The 19,285-nt window shown below is 37.0% G+C and carries 17 protein-coding genes; 16 read left to right on the top strand and 1 reads right to left on the bottom strand.

Features of this window, described 5'->3' with window-relative positions:
• Positions 1-47 precede the first annotated feature (47 nt).
• A complete protein-coding gene (locus tag HMPREF0072_RS00985; RefSeq protein WP_004826823.1) occupies positions 48-1,358 on the top strand; it encodes an LCP family protein in 1,311 nt (436 codons plus the stop codon).
• Between the two features lie 12 nt (positions 1,359-1,370).
• Positions 1,371-2,384: a type 2 isopentenyl-diphosphate Delta-isomerase gene (gene fni / locus HMPREF0072_RS00980; protein ID WP_004826822.1), complete on the top strand. Its 1,014-nt coding sequence runs from the start codon at positions 1,371-1,373 to the stop codon at positions 2,382-2,384.
• Positions 2,385-2,447: 63 nt separating this feature from the next.
• Here the strand turns inward: fni and mgtA are convergent, their stop codons facing one another.
• Complete coding sequence (gene mgtA / locus HMPREF0072_RS00975; protein WP_004826821.1) at positions 2,448-4,979, bottom strand: magnesium-translocating P-type ATPase; 2,532 nt, start codon at positions 4,977-4,979, stop codon at positions 2,448-2,450.
• A gap of 404 nt (positions 4,980-5,383) precedes the next feature.
• Here mgtA and HMPREF0072_RS00970 point away from each other — a divergent pair, with 404 nt between their 5' ends.
• The 14 genes from HMPREF0072_RS00970 (at position 5,384) to HMPREF0072_RS00905 (ending at position 19,285) form a co-directional block, all read left to right on the top strand.
• Complete coding sequence (locus tag HMPREF0072_RS00970; RefSeq protein WP_039930926.1) at positions 5,384-6,007, top strand: NfeD family protein; 624 nt, start codon at positions 5,384-5,386, stop codon at positions 6,005-6,007.
• Positions 6,007-6,951, top strand: coding sequence for a flotillin-like protein FloA (gene floA, locus HMPREF0072_RS00965; RefSeq protein ID WP_004826818.1), 945 nt, complete (start codon positions 6,007-6,009; stop codon positions 6,949-6,951). Before HMPREF0072_RS00970 ends, floA begins: the two co-directional genes overlap by 1 nt.
• Positions 6,941-7,381: a hypothetical protein gene (locus tag HMPREF0072_RS00960; RefSeq protein ID WP_004826817.1), complete on the top strand. Its 441-nt coding sequence runs from the start codon at positions 6,941-6,943 to the stop codon at positions 7,379-7,381. Before floA ends, HMPREF0072_RS00960 begins: the two co-directional genes overlap by 11 nt.
• Before the next feature lie 48 nt (positions 7,382-7,429).
• Complete coding sequence (locus tag HMPREF0072_RS00955) at positions 7,430-8,374, top strand: PhoH family protein (RefSeq protein ID WP_039930924.1); 945 nt, start codon at positions 7,430-7,432, stop codon at positions 8,372-8,374.
• Positions 8,371-8,829: an rRNA maturation RNase YbeY gene (gene ybeY, locus HMPREF0072_RS00950; protein ID WP_004826815.1), complete on the top strand. Its 459-nt coding sequence runs from the start codon at positions 8,371-8,373 to the stop codon at positions 8,827-8,829. The genes HMPREF0072_RS00955 and ybeY overlap by 4 nt, the downstream gene beginning before the upstream one ends.
• Positions 8,830-8,833: 4 nt before the next feature.
• Positions 8,834-9,640 (top strand): diacylglycerol kinase, encoded by an 807-nt coding sequence (locus tag HMPREF0072_RS00945; protein WP_004826814.1) that lies wholly within the window; start codon positions 8,834-8,836, stop codon positions 9,638-9,640.
• Positions 9,637-10,026 carry a cytidine deaminase gene (gene cdd, locus HMPREF0072_RS00940; protein WP_004826813.1) on the top strand — a complete coding sequence of 130 codons (390 nt, stop codon included), beginning with the start codon at positions 9,637-9,639 and terminating at the stop codon, positions 10,024-10,026. Before HMPREF0072_RS00945 ends, cdd begins: the two co-directional genes overlap by 4 nt.
• Complete coding sequence (gene era, locus HMPREF0072_RS00935; RefSeq protein WP_004826812.1) at positions 10,023-10,910, top strand: GTPase Era; 888 nt, start codon at positions 10,023-10,025, stop codon at positions 10,908-10,910. The genes cdd and era overlap by 4 nt, the downstream gene beginning before the upstream one ends.
• Positions 10,891-11,667 (top strand): DNA repair protein RecO, encoded by a 777-nt coding sequence (gene recO, locus HMPREF0072_RS00930; RefSeq protein WP_004826811.1) that lies wholly within the window; start codon positions 10,891-10,893, stop codon positions 11,665-11,667. Before era ends, recO begins: the two co-directional genes overlap by 20 nt.
• Positions 11,657-12,538 carry a glycine--tRNA ligase subunit alpha gene (gene glyQ, locus HMPREF0072_RS00925; RefSeq protein ID WP_004826810.1) on the top strand — a complete coding sequence of 294 codons (882 nt, stop codon included), beginning with the start codon at positions 11,657-11,659 and terminating at the stop codon, positions 12,536-12,538. The genes recO and glyQ overlap by 11 nt, the downstream gene beginning before the upstream one ends.
• Complete coding sequence (glyS, locus tag HMPREF0072_RS00920) at positions 12,531-14,594, top strand: glycine--tRNA ligase subunit beta (RefSeq protein WP_004826809.1); 2,064 nt, start codon at positions 12,531-12,533, stop codon at positions 14,592-14,594. Before glyQ ends, glyS begins: the two co-directional genes overlap by 8 nt.
• 9 nt (positions 14,595-14,603) lie before the next feature.
• Complete coding sequence (locus HMPREF0072_RS00915; RefSeq protein WP_004826808.1) at positions 14,604-15,434, top strand: pyruvate, water dikinase regulatory protein; 831 nt, start codon at positions 14,604-14,606, stop codon at positions 15,432-15,434.
• Positions 15,435-15,453: 19 nt separating this feature from the next.
• Positions 15,454-16,986 carry a glutamine-hydrolyzing GMP synthase gene (gene guaA / locus HMPREF0072_RS00910; protein WP_039930923.1) on the top strand — a complete coding sequence of 511 codons (1,533 nt, stop codon included), beginning with the start codon at positions 15,454-15,456 and terminating at the stop codon, positions 16,984-16,986.
• Between the two features lie 370 nt (positions 16,987-17,356).
• A complete protein-coding gene (locus HMPREF0072_RS00905) occupies positions 17,357-19,285 on the top strand; it encodes an HsdM family class I SAM-dependent methyltransferase (RefSeq protein WP_004826806.1) in 1,929 nt (642 codons plus the stop codon).

Genomic DNA, 19,285 nt, shown 5'->3' with positions numbered 1-19,285 from the left:
AAAGAAGGGATAGACTTAGGGTATAATGTAACGAGTAAAGGAAAATTATGAAGATAAGAAGATTTTTTGCCCTAGTCTTTGTTTTTGCCCTATCTTTTGTGGCTAGCAAATTTGCTTTTGATTTTCTTGATCAAAGGTCGAATGCTGCTAATCATTCTAATGGAGGGACATTTGAAGACCAGGCTGTTAAAACAAGTAAAGATGAATATTTAATCCTCCTAGTTGGAGTGGATAAGGCAGCAGGTGAAGAGAATAACGAAGATTTCACCCGTACGGATACTATTATGTTGATGAAGGCCAATACCAAGGACGGCACAATTAAACTCTTGTCAATCCCTAGGGACTCCAGGGTCCTTGTGAGAAATACCTATGATAAGGTTAACCACGCCCACGCCTTTGGTGGTATTGAGCTAACTCTTCAAAGTCTTAGGAACTTCCTAGGCCTTGATATTGACTACTATGTCCAAGTTAATTACCAGGCTCTTGTAAATATTGTCGATGCCATCGGTGGTGTTGACTATGAGGTGCCAGAAGGTGTAAACATTAAAAAGTGGACTCTTAATATCAAACCAGGTATGCACCACTTTAATGGTACAGATACCATGTGGTATTTAAGGACTAGACATATCTATAACAATGGTGATATAGGAAGGGTTCATGCCCAACAAGATTTTGTTAAGGCCATGGTAGACCAAGCTGTTAAGAAATCAAATGAAATGAACCTTATGACAGTGATTTCGTCCTACATCAAATATGTAAAGACCAACCTACCAATGAGTGCCATAGTTAATTTGGTAAAAAGTATTCCAAATTTCTCATCAGATAAGGTTGAAACCTTTATAGTTCCGGGCAATGGTGCCTATATAAACAACATTAGTTATTATATACCAGATGAAAGAGGAACTTGGGATATAGTTAATGATGTATTTGCGGACTTCAAGCTTAGTAAGTGGAAGGAAGAAGATTCTGGTCTTCCTGAATCAAACCATGCAAGCATTAACCAAGAGGCACCAGTTAATATTTTCCCAAAAAATAATAATATAAATAATCAAACCTACGAGCCAAATTATAATTACGAGAATAATTACGAAAATACTTACGAAAATAATTATAATAACTCCTATGAATACCAAGAAGAACCAAAATGGGAAGAGCCTGCCAAGTCAACTCCAAAGACCAACCAAGGTCACAGGGAGAGAAGACAAGAGCCTAGTACCGAGACTTATGAACCAGCACCAAAGGCTCCTGAAAGCCCAGCACCAAAAGAGGCACCAGCAGACCCAGGCGTTGTTGAGTACGAACCAGGCTTGAATGTTGACCAACCATCAGACAGTGGCTCTGGAGAAGGTGGGGAATAGTTAGGAAAAAATATGACAAGTAGAAGACGAGAAAGAAAAGACGAACATATTGAAAATTACCTAAAGACATCTGGTTATAGCGACCCACTTTTTGAAGATGTCTACCTTGATCACAATAGTTTGTCAGACGTAAATTTTGATGAAATTGATACATCCATTGAGTTTTTAGGTAGGAAAATTTCTATGCCTATTATGATAAATGCTATGACCGGTGGTGGTGAATCAAGCGCTGATATAAACGAAGATTTGTCATCCATCTGTAAGAGCCTTAACATACCAATGGCTGTGGGCAGTCAAACAATCGGTCTCGAAGATGATGAAGCTAAAGAAAGTTTCACCCTAATTAGGGAAAAGGACATGGTAAGGATAGGAAATCTTGGAGCTGAAAGAAGTCTTGAGGATTTTAAAAATGCAGCTGGTATGATAGGTGCTCACGCCATCCAAGTCCACTTAAATGTGGCCCAAGAACTTTTTATGCCAGAAGGCGATAAGAACTTTAAGGGCTATTACGAAAACATAAAAAAATTAATCAAAAGCCTAGACGTGCCTATAATTGTAAAAGAAACTGGCAATGGTCTTTCAAAGGCAACTTGCCAAAAGCTTATAGAAGCAGGCGTAAAATACCTAGACGTTTCTGGCAAAGGTGGTACAAATTTCATAGAAATTGAAGATATGAGGGACTTTGAATCCGACTATAAAGAATTCTATGATTGGGGAGTGCCAACAGCCAAGGCGATAATTGATGCGAGGAGCCTATCCGATGATGTATTTATCATTGGTTCAGGTGGGATTAAAACTGCAGTAGATGTTGCCAAGGCCCTAATACTTGGGGCTGATATGACAGCAATTAGTGGTGAAGCTCTTAGGTACTTACTCTTAGGAAGTTATGAGGCTTGTTACGACTACTTAAAGGAAATGAATAGGCGTTTAAAAATAGTCATGGCTCTACTTGGAGTGAAGAATATAGAAGAATTAAAAAAAGTTGATTATAAGTTAACTGGCAGGCTTAAAGAGCTTGTTGGCTAGGAAAATGAAAAACGACAGGAATCTGATTATCAGAAACCTGCCGTTTTTTTCTTTGCTCAAATTTTATTTCCTTGAAAAGGAATTTTTTTCGTAAAATTTTTTCTTTAGTACTTCTGCTATTAAAGCGTAGGCTAAGGATATGCCAAACATAGAGATGAGCGCTTTTATCGGCAAGGATGTCAAGCCTAGGTAAGTATTAAGAGGGCTATAGATTATGGCTATTAGAACTAAACTTACAAGGACTATTGCAAGGATCAATTTTTTGCTTGGTTTACTTCTAAGAACTGGTCTTGCAGTCCTCACAATGAGCATTACAACCATGGCAGAGATGACTGATTCTAACATCCAACCTGTTTGGAAAAGTTGTTCGTCAGCTTTAAAGATTGCTAGCAAGACGAAAAATGTTAGGTAGTCAAAAACTGAGGATGTAATACCAAAAATTATCATGAATTTTTTGATAAAGGACATATCCCACTTTACTGGTTTTTCTAACCAAGTACTATCAACAGAGTCTGATGCAATCTGCAAGGATGGAAAGTCTGTAAATAGGTTGGTTAGGAGAATTTGCTTGGGCAAAAGTGGCAAGAATTTCAAAAATAGGCTCGCACCTGCCATTGAAAACATATTGCCGAAATTTGCGCTAGTGGCGATAAAAATATATTTTAAGGTATTGATAAAAGTTCTCCTGCCTTCTTTTATGCCGGAAAGCAAAACATTTAGGTTGTTTTGCAAAAGCACGATTGATGCCGCATCCTTGGCTGTATCTGCGGCTGTATTTACAGAAATACCCACATCTGCTTGTTTGATAGCAGGTGCGTCGTTAATCCCATCACCCATGTAGCCAACAATTTCGCCAGCCTCCTTGTAGGCTCTGATAATTTTTTCCTTTTGGTTTGGACTTATCTCAGCAAAAATGTCAACATCTAGGACTTTTTTATTAAGTTGGCTTAGGGAATAGTCCTTTAAATCTTCGCCCAACAGAATCTTTGTAGGGTCAAGACCGATTTGACTGCCGATATTTTTTGCAATTTCTTTATTATCTCCAGTAATCATTTTTAGAGAAACGCCCAGCCTATCCATCTCACAGATTACATCCTTAACGTCATCTTTGAGGGGGTCTATAAATAGGAGCAGGCCCTTAAAAATCATATCACTTGCCTTTTCTTCTTTGATATTCTCCCCATCATCTAAAAATTTATAGGCAAGGCCCAACACCCTGTAGCCTTGGGCAGAATATTTGTTAAAAAGTTCAGTTATTTGATTTTTGATTTCACCAATAGGCCCCTGGCTCTTGTCTGTTTTTTCATAGGTCTTGCAAACCCCAACAATATTCTCAAAAGCGCCCTTGGTTACCATGAAGTTTTTTTGTGCTAAGTTAGAAGAGTCATTTACAGCCACAGACAAAATCTTGTTTTCAAAGGAATAAGGGATTTCAAAAAGTTTTTTGTAAGGTGAAAAGTCAGTGGTATTTCCCTGGAGAATCGCCTCGTCAATCGGATTTTTGTAGCCTTCTTGAAAATATGAATTTATGCTTGCAAGCCTAATTAAGTCGTCAGATTTTTCTTCCCTATAATCAAGACCATAATCAAGTTTGACCTTGCCTTTGGTGATGGTACCTGTTTTGTCAGAACACATAATGGTCATTGATCCAAAATTTTCGATAGAATTGAGTTTTTTAACGATAACTCCCTCATCGGACATCCTTTTTGCACCCTTGGATAAGTTTACACTTATAATAGCTGGCAGCATTTGTGGGGTAAGACCAACAGAAAGTGCTAGGGCAAACATGAAGGATTCTAAAAATGACTTGTTCAAAATAATGTTAAATAAAAATATTAGACAAATCAAGAGGATTGTTACGTGCAAAATCAGGTTTCCAAAGTCTTTTATTCCTCTTTCAAAATCAGTGTCGGTATCTTTTTGGCCTAGGGAGGAGGTAATCTTTCCGAATTCTGAGTTTTTTGCTAAGTTTACTACAACAGCTAGGCCTGACCCACTGATGACATGGGTGCCCATCCAAAGGGAATTTTCCCTGTGGGAAAGGCTGGTAGTGGCGTCTAAAATTTTTACATTTTTCTCTACTGGAAAAGTTTCTCCAGTTAGGCTTGATTCGTCTGTTGTAAGTGCATTCACATCAATAAGCAGGCAATCAGCTGGAATCATATCGCCAGTAGCAACCTTAATAATATCTCCCAAAGTTAAGCCTGCGTTGTCAATCTCTTGGAACTTTCCATCCCTTAGGACTGTAGACTTTACACTCACACTTGAAAGGAGTTTTTTCACAGCATCTTGGGCATGGCTTTCGTTTAGGTAGCTTAGGAAAGATGAAATCATGATGATAATTAAAATAATGAATCCATCAGAATAATCTTTCGTAAAAATTGACAAAATTGCTGCGAAAATAAGGATTAGGGTAATAGGACTTTTAAATTGGGATATAAAAACCATAAATTTTGAAGAAGATTTTACTTCCTTGAGAGTATTTTTTCCGTAGTCTTCTATCCTGGTTTCTGCTTCTTGGCTGGTCAAGCCCTTTTCACTTGTCTTTAGTTGGTTAAAGATTTCTTTTTTATCATAAGACCAAAATTCTTTCATAATAGCCTCCAATATATAGAAACTATATATTTTTATGGCTAATTTTCAATTATAAATAATATTTAGATTATATCCCAAGTTGCGACTAACAAAAGCGTTAGGATAAACTAACAGGTTCCTAGCAAGATAGATTTGCTAAGGCTAAGACAATGGATGAGTAGGCGAGATTTTAAAAGCAAGAATCCTATCTTACTTGCTTTAGAAAGACACTATTTTTTTGCAAAAAAATTTGCGCTTGTAGCTCTAATGTCTTATTTATTAGTAGCGAACAAAGCCCTTCTATGTTGATTTTTAACCTCATTTACTAGATAATAGTTATAAGGAAGATAAAAGATAATCCCTGAATTTAAGAAGAGATTTTTATTTTTAAATTCATGGATTCGCATTTAAGAATGGAGAAAAATATGCTAGGAAATGACCTTTTTATTGCGACAAGTTTTATTCTCGCAGTCATATCTTTGATATGTCTCTTATTTACCCAAAAAAAGCTTCTTTTCACCGGTGCAGCTGTAGTGCTTTTTGCTTATTTTTACTATGCCAATGCCAAGTACAACATAGCAGATAACATCACAGTTCTCACCTTTATCGTGGGAATTTCCCTTTTAAGTTTGGAGCTTTTTATTCCTAGCTTTGGAATAATTGGGGTGGCAGGGCTTGCCCTTACGACTTATTCAGTGATGGATTCCTTCACAGATCCTCACACAGGAATATTTGTCATCCTTGCCACAGGCCTTGCAGTTGTCATTACTATGACAGTCTTTGTAAAGCTAGGCTTTAGGGCAAATTTATTTGATTCCTATGTTTTGGAAGGGTCTGAGAAAAATAAAAGACGACCTAGACCTAACAGGGATCTAAATAATCTTATTGGAAGTATAGGCTATACAAAGTCAATCCTAAGACCAACAGGCAGGATTGAAATTGATGGTGAAATTTATGATGCTATGGCCAGGGCAGAATTTATCGAAAAATCTAAGGTGGTTTCTGTCATAGGTGTTAAAGATGGCCACATAATAGTAAAGGAGATGTAATGGAATTTATAATGATGGGACTAATTTTTGTATTAGTCGTAGTATTTTTTACAATGGTACCAGTTGGTCTTTGGATCACAGCGAGGTTTTCAGGCCTTAAGATTTCTATGGCAAGCTTAGTTGCGATGAGATTTAGGAGAGTTTCTCCATCTAAAATCGTAAACGCCATGATTAAATCCCACCAAGCAGGCATCCACATTGCCACAAATGACCTTGAAAGCCACTACCTTGCAGGTGGTAATATCAACCAAGTTGTTGACGCCCTAATTGCAGCAGAAAGAGCAAATATCGATCTTTCTTTCGAACAAGCCGCAGCTATTGACCTTGCAGGTCGTAATGTGTTTGAGGCTGTTCAAGTGTCTGTAACCCCAAAGGTTATCAATACTCCAACCATAGCAGCTGTTGCTAAAAATGGTATAGAGGTGAAGGTAATTGCCAAGGTTACTGTTAGGGCCAACATCGAAAGGCTAGTCGGTGGTGCAGGTGAAGAGACCATTATAGCTAGAGTTGGCGAAGGTATAGTAACCACAGTTGGTTCTTCAGAAACCCACGCAGAAGTTTTGGAAAATCCAGACAACATTTCTCAAACTGTATTAAACAAGGGACTTGACTCTGGTACTGCCTTTGAGATTTTATCAATTGATATAGCAGATGTGGACGTAGGAAGAAACGTCGGCGCTGAACTTCAAAGAGACCAGGCAGAAGCTGATAAGAATATCGCCCAAGCCAAGGCCGAAGAAAGACGTGCCCAAGCTATCGCCCTTGAACAAGAAAATAGGGCCAAGGTTGTGGAAGCAGAAAGTGAAATCCCACTTGCCATAGCTCAAGCCTTCAAAGAAGGAAATCTTGGAGTAATGGATTATTACAACCTTCAAAATATCAAGGCAGACACAAAGATGAGACAGTCAATCTCAAACGATGAGGCTGACCTAGATGGCAAATAAAAATAAGTCTTTCTTATCTTTTTTGGAAAATCTCGCAGAAGAGATTCAAGTAGAAAGCGAAAAGAAAGGTAAAATACAAAACCCCTTTTCCGAAGTTAAGAAAAGTCCAAGGAAAAAATCCCTAATTGGCTACCTAAATGATTTGCTAGAAAATATGGAAAGTGATTTTGGATCATACCAAAGTCAATCAAAACCAGATATAGAAGCCCAAAGAAGGTTAAAATCAGACCTTAGGACAAAACACGCAGAAAAATTCAAAAAACCTGAAGAGGGAGACACAGCTGCCCTAAAGAGACTAAAAGAGGCAGAGCAAAAAGAAAAGACAGATAAGATTAGAGAAGAAATGGCGAAAGAAAAAAACAGAAAAAGGCTAAAGGATGCCATAATAATGGCAGAAATCCTAGGCCCGCCAGTTTCTAAAAGACGCTAGGAGAAAAATATTAAGGAATTTTTAGAAATAGAAGAGCCGGGAAGAATTATTTCGCTTTTTGGCAATTTTGATTCAAATAGAAAATATATAGAAGATAGGTTTGACGTTAAACTTAAGCTTAAGGACAATAGTTTAGAAATAAATGGCGAAGAAGGGCATGTTGACCTTGCCAAAAAGCTAATTATCCAGCTTTTATCCGAGCTTAAAAGAGATGGAGAGCTTAGCTTTCAAAGATTAAAATACGATGCAGATATGCTCGAGAGGGAAAACAAGGATGTGGTTAAGGCTCTCCTTGACCATGTGATTGTCACAACAGCCGGTGGCAAGCCAATTAAGCCAAAGACCTTGGGACAAAAATCATATATAGAAAAGATTTTGGCGAATGATATTGTTTTTGGTATCGGTCCAGCAGGTACAGGTAAGACTTATCTTGCCGTAGCCATGGCTGTGCGTGCCTTTAAAAACAACGAAGTAAATAGGATTATCCTCACCCGTCCGGCAGTAGAAGCGGGCGAGAGCCTAGGATTTTTGCCGGGTGATTTGCAAGATAAGGTTGACCCATACCTAAGACCTCTTTACGATGGGCTTTTTGAAATTTTGGGTTTTGAAACCTACCAGGCCCTTGTAGAAAAGGGCATTATAGAAGTCGCTCCCCTTGCCTATATGAGGGGAAGGACCTTGGATAATTCTTTTGTAATTCTTGATGAGGCACAAAATACAACCTACGAGCAGATGAAGATGTTTTTAACCCGTTTGGGTTATGGTTCAAAGGCGATAATTACAGGTGATAAGACCCAGGTTGACCTCCCTCGTGGCAGGAAGTCTGGTCTTGTTTCAGCCAGTCAAATCCTAAAAAATGTTCCGGGAATTGATTTTATGAGTTTTACTTCAATTGACGTTGTCCGTCACCCACTCGTCCAAAGGATAATCGATGCCTATGAAAAGGATGATAGGATGAGGGAAGAAGAAAGAAAGAAAGAAAAAAGAAAATGAATCTTCTGTTAGCGAATGATACAAAGAATGATTTGGACCTTGACCTTATTAGGGAAAGGGCAGAAAAAACCATAGAAGAAGTCCTAAGGGTAGAAAATTTTACAGAAAATGCTGAAGTTTCTCTATCTATAGTGGATATGGAAACCATCCATAGGCTCAATAAGGAATACAGGGAGGTGGATAGACCAACTGACGTCTTATCATTTCCAATGGATGAAGAAGGCTATGATAATGAGGGAAATTCTATTTTCCTTCTGGGAGACATAGTTATTTGCCTGGATGTGGCAGAGAATCAAGCAAAAGATTTTGGCCATTCACTTGAAAGAGAGATGATGTATCTTATTTGCCACTCAACCCTCCATCTTTTAGGCTATGACCACATAGAAGAAGATGACAAGCTAGAGATGAGATCTAGAGAAAAAGAGGTTATGAAAAACCTAGGAGTTTTTAAATAGATTAATGGATAAAAACTACGACGAACTTAAAGAAAATTTAAAAAAAGAGATTCTTGATGAGTTGAAAAAAGGCGAGGGCGAAGACTTTGAGCCCCTTAAATTAACTCACGGGCAAAAATTCTTGAAAGGTTTTGACTATGCCTATGAGGGGCTGGTTTATGCTATTAACCACGAAAAAAATATGAAATTTCACATCCTAGCATCAATCCTAGTCCTAATCGCATCTTTATTTTTCAACCTATCTAGGGTTGAGATGATGTTTTTAGTATTCTCCATTGCCTTTGTTATTGCCCTTGAGCTTTTAAATACAGCCTTAGAAGAGGTAGTAGATTTGGCAAGTGGGGGTAAGTTCTCAAAACTTGCCAAGGCAGGTAAGGATGTGTCAGCAGCTGCGACCTTTGTTGCAGCCTTGAATGCAGGCTTTGTCGGCTATCTAATATTTTTTGACAAGTTTTTAAATTTTTATGATTCAGTAATCCTAAAAATTGCAAGACGACCATCGCATTTGGCTTTAATTGCCATATCTCTGGTAATAATTTTGACAATTTTTCTTAAGGGAGTTTTCTATGAGGGCCACGGCACAGCCTTTAAGGGTGGCTTTGTTTCAGGCCACACATCTGTTGCCTTTTGCCTTGCAACTGTTGGGATTCTTATGGTGAAAGAACCCTTGGTAAGGCTTCTTCTTGTAGTCCTTGCCTTAATAGTTGCCGAGTCTAGGTACGAGGCTGATATCCACTCTGCAAGAGAAATTGTGAGAGGAGCCATTCTTGGTACATCCATGGCTATGGCTATATTTGGGATATTTTCATGATTAAGGATTTAATAAAAAAAGCCTTAGACCTTAAGGAAAGGGCCTATGCACCCTACTCAAATTTCCATGTGGCTTGTGTCGTAATGACTAAGTCAGGCAAGATTTTTGAGGGTGTAAATGTAGAAAATGCTGCCTATTCTCCAAGTCTTTGCGCTGAAAGAAATGCTCTTTCTACAGCCATTACCCAGGGGGAAAGAGATTTTGCCTACATAGTGATAACTGGCGATAGTGACTACACCTATCCATGTGGAGTTTGCAGACAATTTATAAGAGAATTTGCAGATGGTGATACGAGGATAGTTGTGGCAAAGGATTCTGAAAACTACAAGACTTATACCATCGAAGACCTCTTGCCAGAAAGTTTTAGTAAAAAGGATTTAGAATGAAATCAGGATTTATATCAGTAGTTGGTAGGGCAAATGTTGGCAAATCGACTCTTATGGAAAAAATTCTAAAAGAGAAGATTTCCATCATTTCAAATAAGCCTCAAACTACCAGAGATAAGATAAATATAATATATAACGACGAAGATAGCCAGCTTATTTTTATAGATACGCCTGGCATCCAAAAGCCAAGAAATGTTCTTCAAGAAAGACTTTTAAGTTTTTCTAAGGATTCCTTAAATGAATCAGACGTCGTAACCTATGTGGTTGATGAGTCTAAGGAGATTGGCAAGCTTGATCAGATGATAATTGACGAACTTAGAAAAGTCAGAGTTCCTATAATTCTTCTTATAAATAAAATCGACCTTTTAAATGAAGAGGAAATTGAAGAGATAAAAAATCTTTATGAAGAGGTGGGACTTTTTGATAAAATAATAGCCATTTCCGCCTTGGACGATACCAATGTGCACACCTATATAGATGGGGTAAAATCCTACCTAGATGATGGCCCGGCCTACTATGACAGGGACATGATCACCGACAAGACCGAGAGGTTTGTGGTTTCGGAAATCATCAGGGAAAAGGCCCTAAGACTTCTTTCAGAAGAGGTCCCTCATGGTCTTGCAGTTAGGATTGATGATTTTAAACAGAGAGATGACAAGCCTCTAATAGATATAAGGGCAACAATCATTGTGGAAAAAAATTCTCATAAGCAGATTGTTATCGGCAAAAACGGTAAAATGATAAAGCAAATCGGCATTGACGCAAGAAGCGAGATAGAGACCTTTTTAGATAGCAAGGTCAATCTCCAGCTTTGGGTCAAGGTAGAAAAAGATTGGCGCAAGAAAGAAAAGTTGGTGGATAGGTTTGGCTACGGCAGACCTTAAGAATATAAGGGGCATAGTCCTCAGGGAATTTAATTACAAGGAATCTTCCAAAATTATCGAAGTTTTCACAGAAACCATGGGCAAAATTTCCATATCTTGCCAGGGTGTTTTAAAGAAAAATTCTAAAAACTTAGCCCTTACAACCAGGTTTATCCTAGCTTCCTTTGACCTATATAAGTCCGGCAAGGAATTTTATGGTTTGAGGGAGGGAATTGTTTTAAATCCCTACTACAAATCAAATAAAAATTTTGATATAATATTATATAAATCTGCAATCTGCGATTTATTACTTAGGACTATTGATCATATCCAGATCGGAACGGTTTTTACCCTCCTTACAAATAGCTTTGATGCCTTCGAAGAGGCGAAAAAAAACCAAGTGAATATATTTTTAGGCTTTCTTCTAAAATATATTTCATTTTCAGGTTTCAAACCAAACTTTAAAACTTGTGGCATATGTGGTAAAAATATAAGGGGTAAATACTTGTATTTTTCACCAAGTGAGTCATCAGCAATTTGTGATGAGTGTAAAGATCAGATTTTTGATAGGGTCTTTATGACCTATGAAGAATTTGTGTATTTCAATAAGCTTCTTTATACAAAATCTGAAGAACTTGAAGATATAAAATTGGTAGAAGCTTATCCAAAAATTGGCAAAATAATAATAGACTATTGCCTAAAAAACCTAGACCTTGCGACCTATCCGTCGCTTGAATGGGTCAAAAAGGCGCTCGAAAGGAATGTAAATGTACTTTGAAGATTTAATATTAAAACTAGAGGAGTATTGGAAAGAACAAGGTTGTTCGGTCATGATTCCATACGACATCGAAAAGGGTGCAGGAACTATGAACCCTCACACATTTTTAAGGGCTCTTGGTCCTGAACCATGGAAGGTTTGCTATGTTGAACCATCCAGAAGACCTGCAGATGGTAGGTACGGGGAAAACCCAAACAGGCTTTACCAACACCACCAGATGCAAATTTTGTTAAAACCAACTCCATCTAATATCCAAGATTTATACCTAAAATGTCTTGAAACCATAGGCATAGATCCAAAAAAACACGATATTAGGTTTGTTGAAGACAACTGGGAATCTCCAACCCTCGGTGCTTGGGGACTTGGTTGGGAAGTATGGCTTGATGGAATGGAAATTACCCAATTTACATATTTCCAACAAGTAGGTGGTATCAACTGTGCCCTTGAAAGTGGGGAGATTACCATTGGCCTTGAAAGAATTTGTATGTACCTTCAAGACGTTGATAATGTTTATGACATTAAATGGTCAGAAAACCTAACCTACGGTGATGTTTTCAAACTTCCAGAATATGAAAATTCAAAATATTCTTTCGAAGATGCGGATAATGAAACCCTAGAAACCTTATTTAATATTTATGAAAAAGAAGCAGAAAGGTTAATTGAGCTTGGTTTGATTTATCCAGCCTATGATAATGTTCTAAAAACCAGCCACACCTTTAATACCCTTGATGCCAAGGGAGCAATTTCTGTTTCAGAAAGAAACCACTATATCAAAAGAGTTAGAGACATATCAAGTCTAGTAGCCCAAAAATACATTGAAAAAAGAGAAGAGCTTGGCTTCCCTCTCTTAAGAAAGGAAAAGCATGCATAATTACCTATTAGAAATTGGAGTAGAAGAAATACCTTCAGATTATGTCAAAAATACCAAAATCCAATTAAAGGAAAAATTTGAAAAACTTTTATCTGAAAATAAATTATCCTACGAAGATGTAGAAATCGAATCTACCCCAAGAAGATTTATGGTCCTTTTAAAAAACGTGGCAGAAACTGCCCAGCAAGAAGTGATTTCTGTTAGGGGACCAAGTGCAAAGATTGCCTATGATGAGGATAATAATCCATCAAGAGCTCTTCTTGGCTTCCTTAAGGGCCAAAAGGCAGAGCTTTCTGATGTGATTATCAAAGAGCAAAAGGGCGAAGACTACGTCTTTGTTGAAAAGAAGGAAAAAAGCAAGTCCTTAGAGGAAATCCTAAAAGAAAATGTCTATGAAATTGTAAAATCAATTTCTTTCCCAAGATCAATGAGGTGGGGAGGTAAGTCAATCAGATGGGCCAGACCAATCAGGTGGTTTGTTTCATTATTGGATGATAAGGTTCTCGATTTTGATGCTGAAGGCATTGAAGTAGGTAACATTACTAAGGGTCACAGGACACTTGGCTCTGATAAGATTGTTATAGAAAACATTTCAGAATATGAAGCAAAACTAAAAGAAAATTACGTAATTCTAAGGGGTAAGGACAGAAGAGATATTATCCTTAAGGGGCTAAATTCTGTATCTAGCCAAGTTGGTGGTGAATATATGAAAGACGAAGACCTCCTAGATGAGGTAGTAAATATCGTTGAATATCCTACAGTCCTAGTTGGTGAAATTGATCATTCCTACCTAGAACTACCTAGGGAAGTAATTACTACTCCTATGAAGGACCACCAAAGATATTTTCCTATCCTTGATGATAAGAAAAAACTTCTTCCTTATTTCTGCCTAGTCAGAAATGGGGATGACTATGAAAGTCAAAATGTAATTGAAGGAAATAAAAAAGTTTTAGTTGCAAGGCTTGAAGATGCTAAATTCTTCTATGACCTAGATGCAGCTAATACATTAGAATCTTATGTTAAAGACCTTGATAACCTTGTATTTTTTGAAGGCCTTGGCAATATGGGTCAGAAAACAAAAAGACTTGTTGAGCTTGCGACAAGCTATCAAAAAGAACTAAGTCTTGGTGACGATATAGCAGAAGATGCTAAAAGAGCAGCCTACTTGTCAAAGGCAGACCTTGTAACAAGGATGGTTGTAGAATTTACTGAGCTTCAGGGAACTATGGGTGCAATCTACGCCCTAAATTCTGGCGAAAACCAAAGAGTAGCCACAGCTATCAAGGAACAATACCTACCTAAAAACCAAAATTCAGAGACACCTAAATCTGTAGTAGGCATCCTACTTGCCATAGCTGATAAGATGGACTCCATAGTTGGTCTTTATGCTATAGAAAATTATGTAACAGGTAGTCGTGACCCATTCGGTTTAAGAAGGGCAGCCCTTGGAATAATTAATATAATCTTAGAAAATGGTATCGACGTTGATATCAAAAAGTTAATAGCTGAGGCTCTTTTGGTTTATACAGAGATTAACGCCCTAGCCTTTGACTACGATAAAACCATGGATGAGACCCTAACCTTCATCAAAGATAGGCTTAAAAACAAGCTATTAGATGATGGCTACAGGTATGATATCGTAAATTCAGTAATAAATACAAACTTCACAAATATTTTGAAAATGAGTGAAAAAGTTAAGGCTGTCAGCGACTTCATAGGAGAAAATGATGATTCGCTTTCATATTTAATTAGGATAAACAACCTAACCAAGGAAAGTGAAGATAGAGAAATCAGAGAAGACCTCCTTGAAACAGACCTTGAAAGAAAATTCTACGAGGAAATAACAAAACTCGAAAACTTTGGTCTTGTAAGCAGCGCTGACTATAAGAAAGAATTAGAAAATATCCAAGCCACAAGCTTAGTAGGAAATGACTATCTAGACAACACAATGATAAATGTAGACAATGAAGAAGTTAAAAATAATAGGCTAGCCATGCTAAACTTACTCAAGAGAAGAATGGCTAAAATTTTTGATATTTCTGAGATAGTAAGATAGGAGATAGTGATGGAAGATGTTTTAACGATTGTAATTATAAGTGATTCGACAGGAGAGACTGCAATCAACTATATAAAATCCGTTACCAGCCAATTTCCAGACCTAGAAACAAGGGTAATTAGAAAACCGGATATAAGTAGTAAGGCTGAGCTAGATATAATTATGGATGGCCTAGATAAGGAATCTGTAATTGTAATGACAATAGCGAATAAGGACCTAGCCCTCCACCTAAGAGCTAGGGCAAAAAAAGAAAATATAATTGTGCTTGACATCCTCTCCTATGGTATAAATAAATTTGAAGAATTGACAGGCATGAAGGCAATCAGGCAACCGGGTCTCACAAGGACCCTATCTACCGGCTATTTCAATATGATAAATGCTATAGAATTTGCTATTAAATATGATGATGGAAAGGATCCAAGGGGATTTTTGGACTCTGATATAGTCTTAGTTGGCGTATCCAGAACATCAAAAACTCCCACAACCATGATCCTAGCCACTAAAAATTTCAAGGTATCAAACCTACCCCTCTTGCCAGAATCAGAAATCCCTCAAGAACTATTCGAGGTTGATCCTGACAGGGTAATAGGTCTTGTAATTGATCCAGATAAACTTTCTAACATCAGGTCTCAAAGGACAAAAACACTTGGTCTAATGGGAGAAAGTAAGTATTTTGACAAGGAAAGAATCAAATACGAACTTGACTATGCCATGGAGGTCTTCAAAGACCTTGATTGCAAGGTAATAGATGTAACAGAAAATACAATCGAACAAACAGCTACAGAAATTATCGAATATTACTTTGAAAAATTCCCAGAGGAAAGGGAAGAAAAGAGCTAAGACTCAAGAAGGGAAGACTATGTCAAAAGAAAAAATCCTAGTATTAAATTTTGGTGGTCAGTATGACCAACTAATTGTAAGACGTGTTAGGGAAATGGGTGTATTTGCAGAACTACACGAATGCGACACCGACCTTAAAGATCTTGATTTAAACAATCTTGCAGGAATAATCCTAACAGGTGGTCCACAATCAGTAAACAACGAAGAAAGCCCAAGGGCAGATGAGAAAATCTTTGACCTAGGAGTACCAGTATTGGGTATCTGCTATGGTCACCAATTTATAAACTTTGTATTTGGTGGGGAAGTTGAAACACCAAACCTCGCAGAATATGGAAAAACAGAATTACAAGTAGACACAAATTCAGAACTATTCAAAAATATTCCAGAAGAATCAATAATCTGGATGAACCATAGAGATAGGGTAGCAAAAATTGCTGATGGCTTTAAGGCAACAGCAAAGACAGCAAATACAGAAATTGCAGCCATGGAAAATGATAAAAAGCAAATCTATTCTGTGCAATTTCACCCAGAAGTAGTTCATTCTGAATATGGCAGGGAAATCTTAGAAAACTTCGTATTAAACATATGCCAGGCAGAAAAAACTTGGAAAATGGCAGACTTCGCCACAGAAATTATAGAAGAAATCAAAAATAAATACGCAGGCGAAAAAATGATCTGCGGCCTATCAGGTGGGGTAGACAGCTCTGTTGCAGCAACCATAGTCTCAAAAGCAATCGGAGATAAGCTCCAATGTATCTTCGTAGACCATGGACTACTCAGAAAAGATGAAGCCAAATCTGTAATGGAAACCTACAAAAATCTTGGCCTAAACGTCAAAATGGTAGATAAGTCTAAAGAATTTTTAGACCTCCTAAAAGGAGTATCAGACCCAGAAACCAAGAGAAAAATAATCGGCAACCACTTTGTTGAAGTATTCGAAGAAGAAGCCAAAAAAATTGGTGGAGCAAGCTACCTAGTCCAAGGCACCATCTACCCAGACGTAATAGAATCTGGAAAAGATAAGGCAAGTGTCATCAAAAGCCACCACAATGTAGGTGGTCTACCAGAAGACATGGACTTCAAAGGTCTAGTAGAGCCACTAAGAATGCTCTTTAAAGACGAAGTAAGAGCCGTAGGAGAAGCCATAGGCATCCCACACGACATGGTATGGCGCCAACCATTCCCAGGACCAGGCCTCGGCATCAGAGTCATGGGAGACATCACAGAAGACAAACTAAGGATAGTCAGAGAAACCGACGCCATCCTAAGAGAAGAAGTTAAAAACTTCGGCTTAAATGAAGACATATGGCAATACTTCACAGTATGGACCCCAATTAAAACCGTAGGAGTAAAAGGCGACGCCAGAAGCTACGACAACGTTGTAGCCATCAGAGCCGTCACCTCCACAGACGCCATGACAGTAGAAGCCGCCAACCTCCCATACGACCTCCTTCAAACCCTATCAAACAGAATGATAAACGAGGTAGAAGGAGTAGGCAGAATAGTCTACGACATAACCAGCAAACCACCAGGAACAATTGAATGGGAATAAATATATAAAATGATTTGAATGGGAAACTCTAAATTTCAACGTTTTTAAATGATGAAAGTCAATGAAATCAAATGAATTGATATATAGATCCCTGCCAAAATCCTGCCAAGGATTTATAAAATTGAGAAAAACGTAGTTTTTTACATTGCGTCTTTTAGCATTTGATATAGTAAGTATAATAAAATGACTTGCTATGTCAAATGCTAAAGGACGCTTATTTTGAATGCGAGAAAATGTACGCTTAGACGAATTTCAACCGAAAATCTATGATTTGAATTGAATTTCGTCGTAAGTTCAGTATGTAAAAAATGTTAAAAATTGGTATATTATAAGAGATAGACACAGGATTATAAATTAGAGTGGAGAAAGCATGCAAAGGCACGATATAGTTAATAGAATAGGCAATGAATATAAAACATCTAATATTGAGGGCGGCGAATTCTCATATGTTAAAGCAGCTGGTTCTAGGGACAAACTAGTAAATTTACTAGGATATACTCCTGATCATTTTAAACTAGATATTAGATTTGAAAATAGAGAAAGAGGAGTTGTTGTTCTAGTAGAAACAAAAGCTGATTTTGTTGAATCTGATAAAGAACAACTCAGACAATATGTTGATGAAGAAAAAGTTTTATTCAATACTAAAAAAATAATTGCTATTTTGGCTAATACAAATAATGATAAATTCAAGATTTGGAAAAACAAAATATCTGACGAAACATTACTTAATAATGAAAATGTCATCGATACTATGGAGTATTACACTTCATTATTCAATGCAAGCAAACAGAATGACAGGGAAAAAGTTTTAAAAAACACCTATGCACTTAACGAACTTTTACATAAAAAAGACATACCCGAAAAATTAAGAAGTCAATTTGTCGGTTCTTCTTTGTTATATATAAAAGATGTGGTAAAACAAAGAGGTTTCATAACAATTGATGATAAAGCGGTAGAAGAGTTAAGGGATTATTGGTCTTACAATAAACCGTCTGGAATTATAGGTTCAATTAAAGAAACTCTTGAGAATTTATTGGATGGATCAGATAATAAAGCAAAGAAGATAGAGTTGCTTCAAAAAAACGTATTGAATAATCAAAAAGTTAAAGCCTTGGATATAAAGGATTGGGTAGGAATACTATCATATATCTTAGAAAATATTTATGCTTATATTGATGAAGACTCAGACGAAGGTCAAGATATACTTAATTTATTTTTCATAGCATTTAATAAATACACAGGGAAAGATGATAAGAATCAAGCATTCACACCCGATCATATTACAGAGTTTATGTGTAGAATAACAGAAGTGGACAGGTATAAAAGGGTATTTGATGGTGCTTGTGGTTCAGGGTCTTTTTTAGTACAAGCAATGGTTAAGGAGTTAGCTGACTGTGATAAAGCACGAATTACAGATGCAGAAAAACAAATTTTAAAAGAAAATATTAAGAAAAACAATATATATGGTGTTGAAATTGAAGAAACAGCGTTTGGTTTATCAACTACTAACATGTTAATTCACGGTGATGGTAACTCCAATATAAAATTAGCTTCTTTATTTGATAGTGAGGAATTTTTTATTGAAGCAAACCCAGATATTGTTTTAATGAATCCTCCTTACAATGCTAAGCCTAGAACGATACCAGGAAAATACAAAATAGGCTGGAAACCTAATCAAATAAATGGGAAAGAAGATCCTAGCAAAGGATTTTCGTTTGCTGAATTTATTTCAGATTGTGTTAAGAAGATTAATATTAATAGGGTAAATGATGGAAAGGCCAAGAAAGAAGTAAAGTTAGCTATACTATTACCTGTATCAGCTGCCATTGGTTCAAATAATATATTAAAATCAGCAAAAGAAAAAATGTTAGAAGACAATACATTAGAAGCTGTTTTTACCTTACCTAATGAAGTATTTTACCCTGGAGCATCAGTATCTGCTTGTTGTATGGTTTTTACATTAGGAAGACCACATATTTCGGCTGATGGTAGTATAAGAGAGACATTCTTTGGCTATTATAAAGATGATGGTTTTATAAAGCGAAAAAATCTTGGAAGAGTCGAACAATTTAGTAAAGAAGATGAATCTTTATGGAAAAAAATTGAAGAAAAATGGCTAGACTTATACAGAAATAAAAAAGTAGTTGAAGGCTTGAGTGCAACTGCAAAGGTGGATCATAATGATGAATGGCTGGCAGAAGCATATATGAAAACCGATTACTCAACTTTGACAGAAGCAGATTTTGAAAAAACTATTAGGAACTATTATGCATTCCTTATAAAAGATGGGGTAATTTAA

The sequence above is a fragment of the Anaerococcus lactolyticus ATCC 51172 genome (genome assembly GCF_000156575.1).
GTDB classification, from domain to species: domain Bacteria; phylum Bacillota; class Clostridia; order Tissierellales; family Peptoniphilaceae; genus Anaerococcus; species Anaerococcus lactolyticus.
The sequence above is the reverse complement of the archived record's forward strand: the minus strand, read 5'-3'. Positions and strand labels throughout refer to the sequence as shown.

Coding starts and splice junctions, on each gene's coding strand:
- HMPREF0072_RS00985 (WP_004826823.1), top strand. CDS start 48: ATGAAGATAAGAAGATTTTTTGCCCTAGTCTTTGTTTTTGCCCTATCT.
- fni (WP_004826822.1), top strand. CDS start 1,371: ATGACAAGTAGAAGACGAGAAAGAAAAGACGAACATATTGAAAATTAC.
- mgtA (WP_004826821.1), bottom strand. CDS start 4,979: ATGAAAGAATTTTGGTCTTATGATAAAAAAGAAATCTTTAACCAACTA.
- HMPREF0072_RS00970 (WP_039930926.1), top strand. CDS start 5,384: ATGCTAGGAAATGACCTTTTTATTGCGACAAGTTTTATTCTCGCAGTC.
- floA (WP_004826818.1), top strand. CDS start 6,007: ATGGAATTTATAATGATGGGACTAATTTTTGTATTAGTCGTAGTATTT.
- HMPREF0072_RS00960 (WP_004826817.1), top strand. CDS start 6,941: ATGGCAAATAAAAATAAGTCTTTCTTATCTTTTTTGGAAAATCTCGCA.
- ybeY (WP_004826815.1), top strand. CDS start 8,371: ATGAATCTTCTGTTAGCGAATGATACAAAGAATGATTTGGACCTTGAC.
- HMPREF0072_RS00945 (WP_004826814.1), top strand. CDS start 8,834: ATGGATAAAAACTACGACGAACTTAAAGAAAATTTAAAAAAAGAGATT.
- cdd (WP_004826813.1), top strand. CDS start 9,637: ATGATTAAGGATTTAATAAAAAAAGCCTTAGACCTTAAGGAAAGGGCC.
- era (WP_004826812.1), top strand. CDS start 10,023: ATGAAATCAGGATTTATATCAGTAGTTGGTAGGGCAAATGTTGGCAAA.
- glyQ (WP_004826810.1), top strand. CDS start 11,657: ATGTACTTTGAAGATTTAATATTAAAACTAGAGGAGTATTGGAAAGAA.
- glyS (WP_004826809.1), top strand. CDS start 12,531: ATGCATAATTACCTATTAGAAATTGGAGTAGAAGAAATACCTTCAGAT.
- HMPREF0072_RS00915 (WP_004826808.1), top strand. CDS start 14,604: ATGGAAGATGTTTTAACGATTGTAATTATAAGTGATTCGACAGGAGAG.
- guaA (WP_039930923.1), top strand. CDS start 15,454: ATGTCAAAAGAAAAAATCCTAGTATTAAATTTTGGTGGTCAGTATGAC.
- HMPREF0072_RS00905 (WP_004826806.1), top strand. CDS start 17,357: ATGCAAAGGCACGATATAGTTAATAGAATAGGCAATGAATATAAAACA.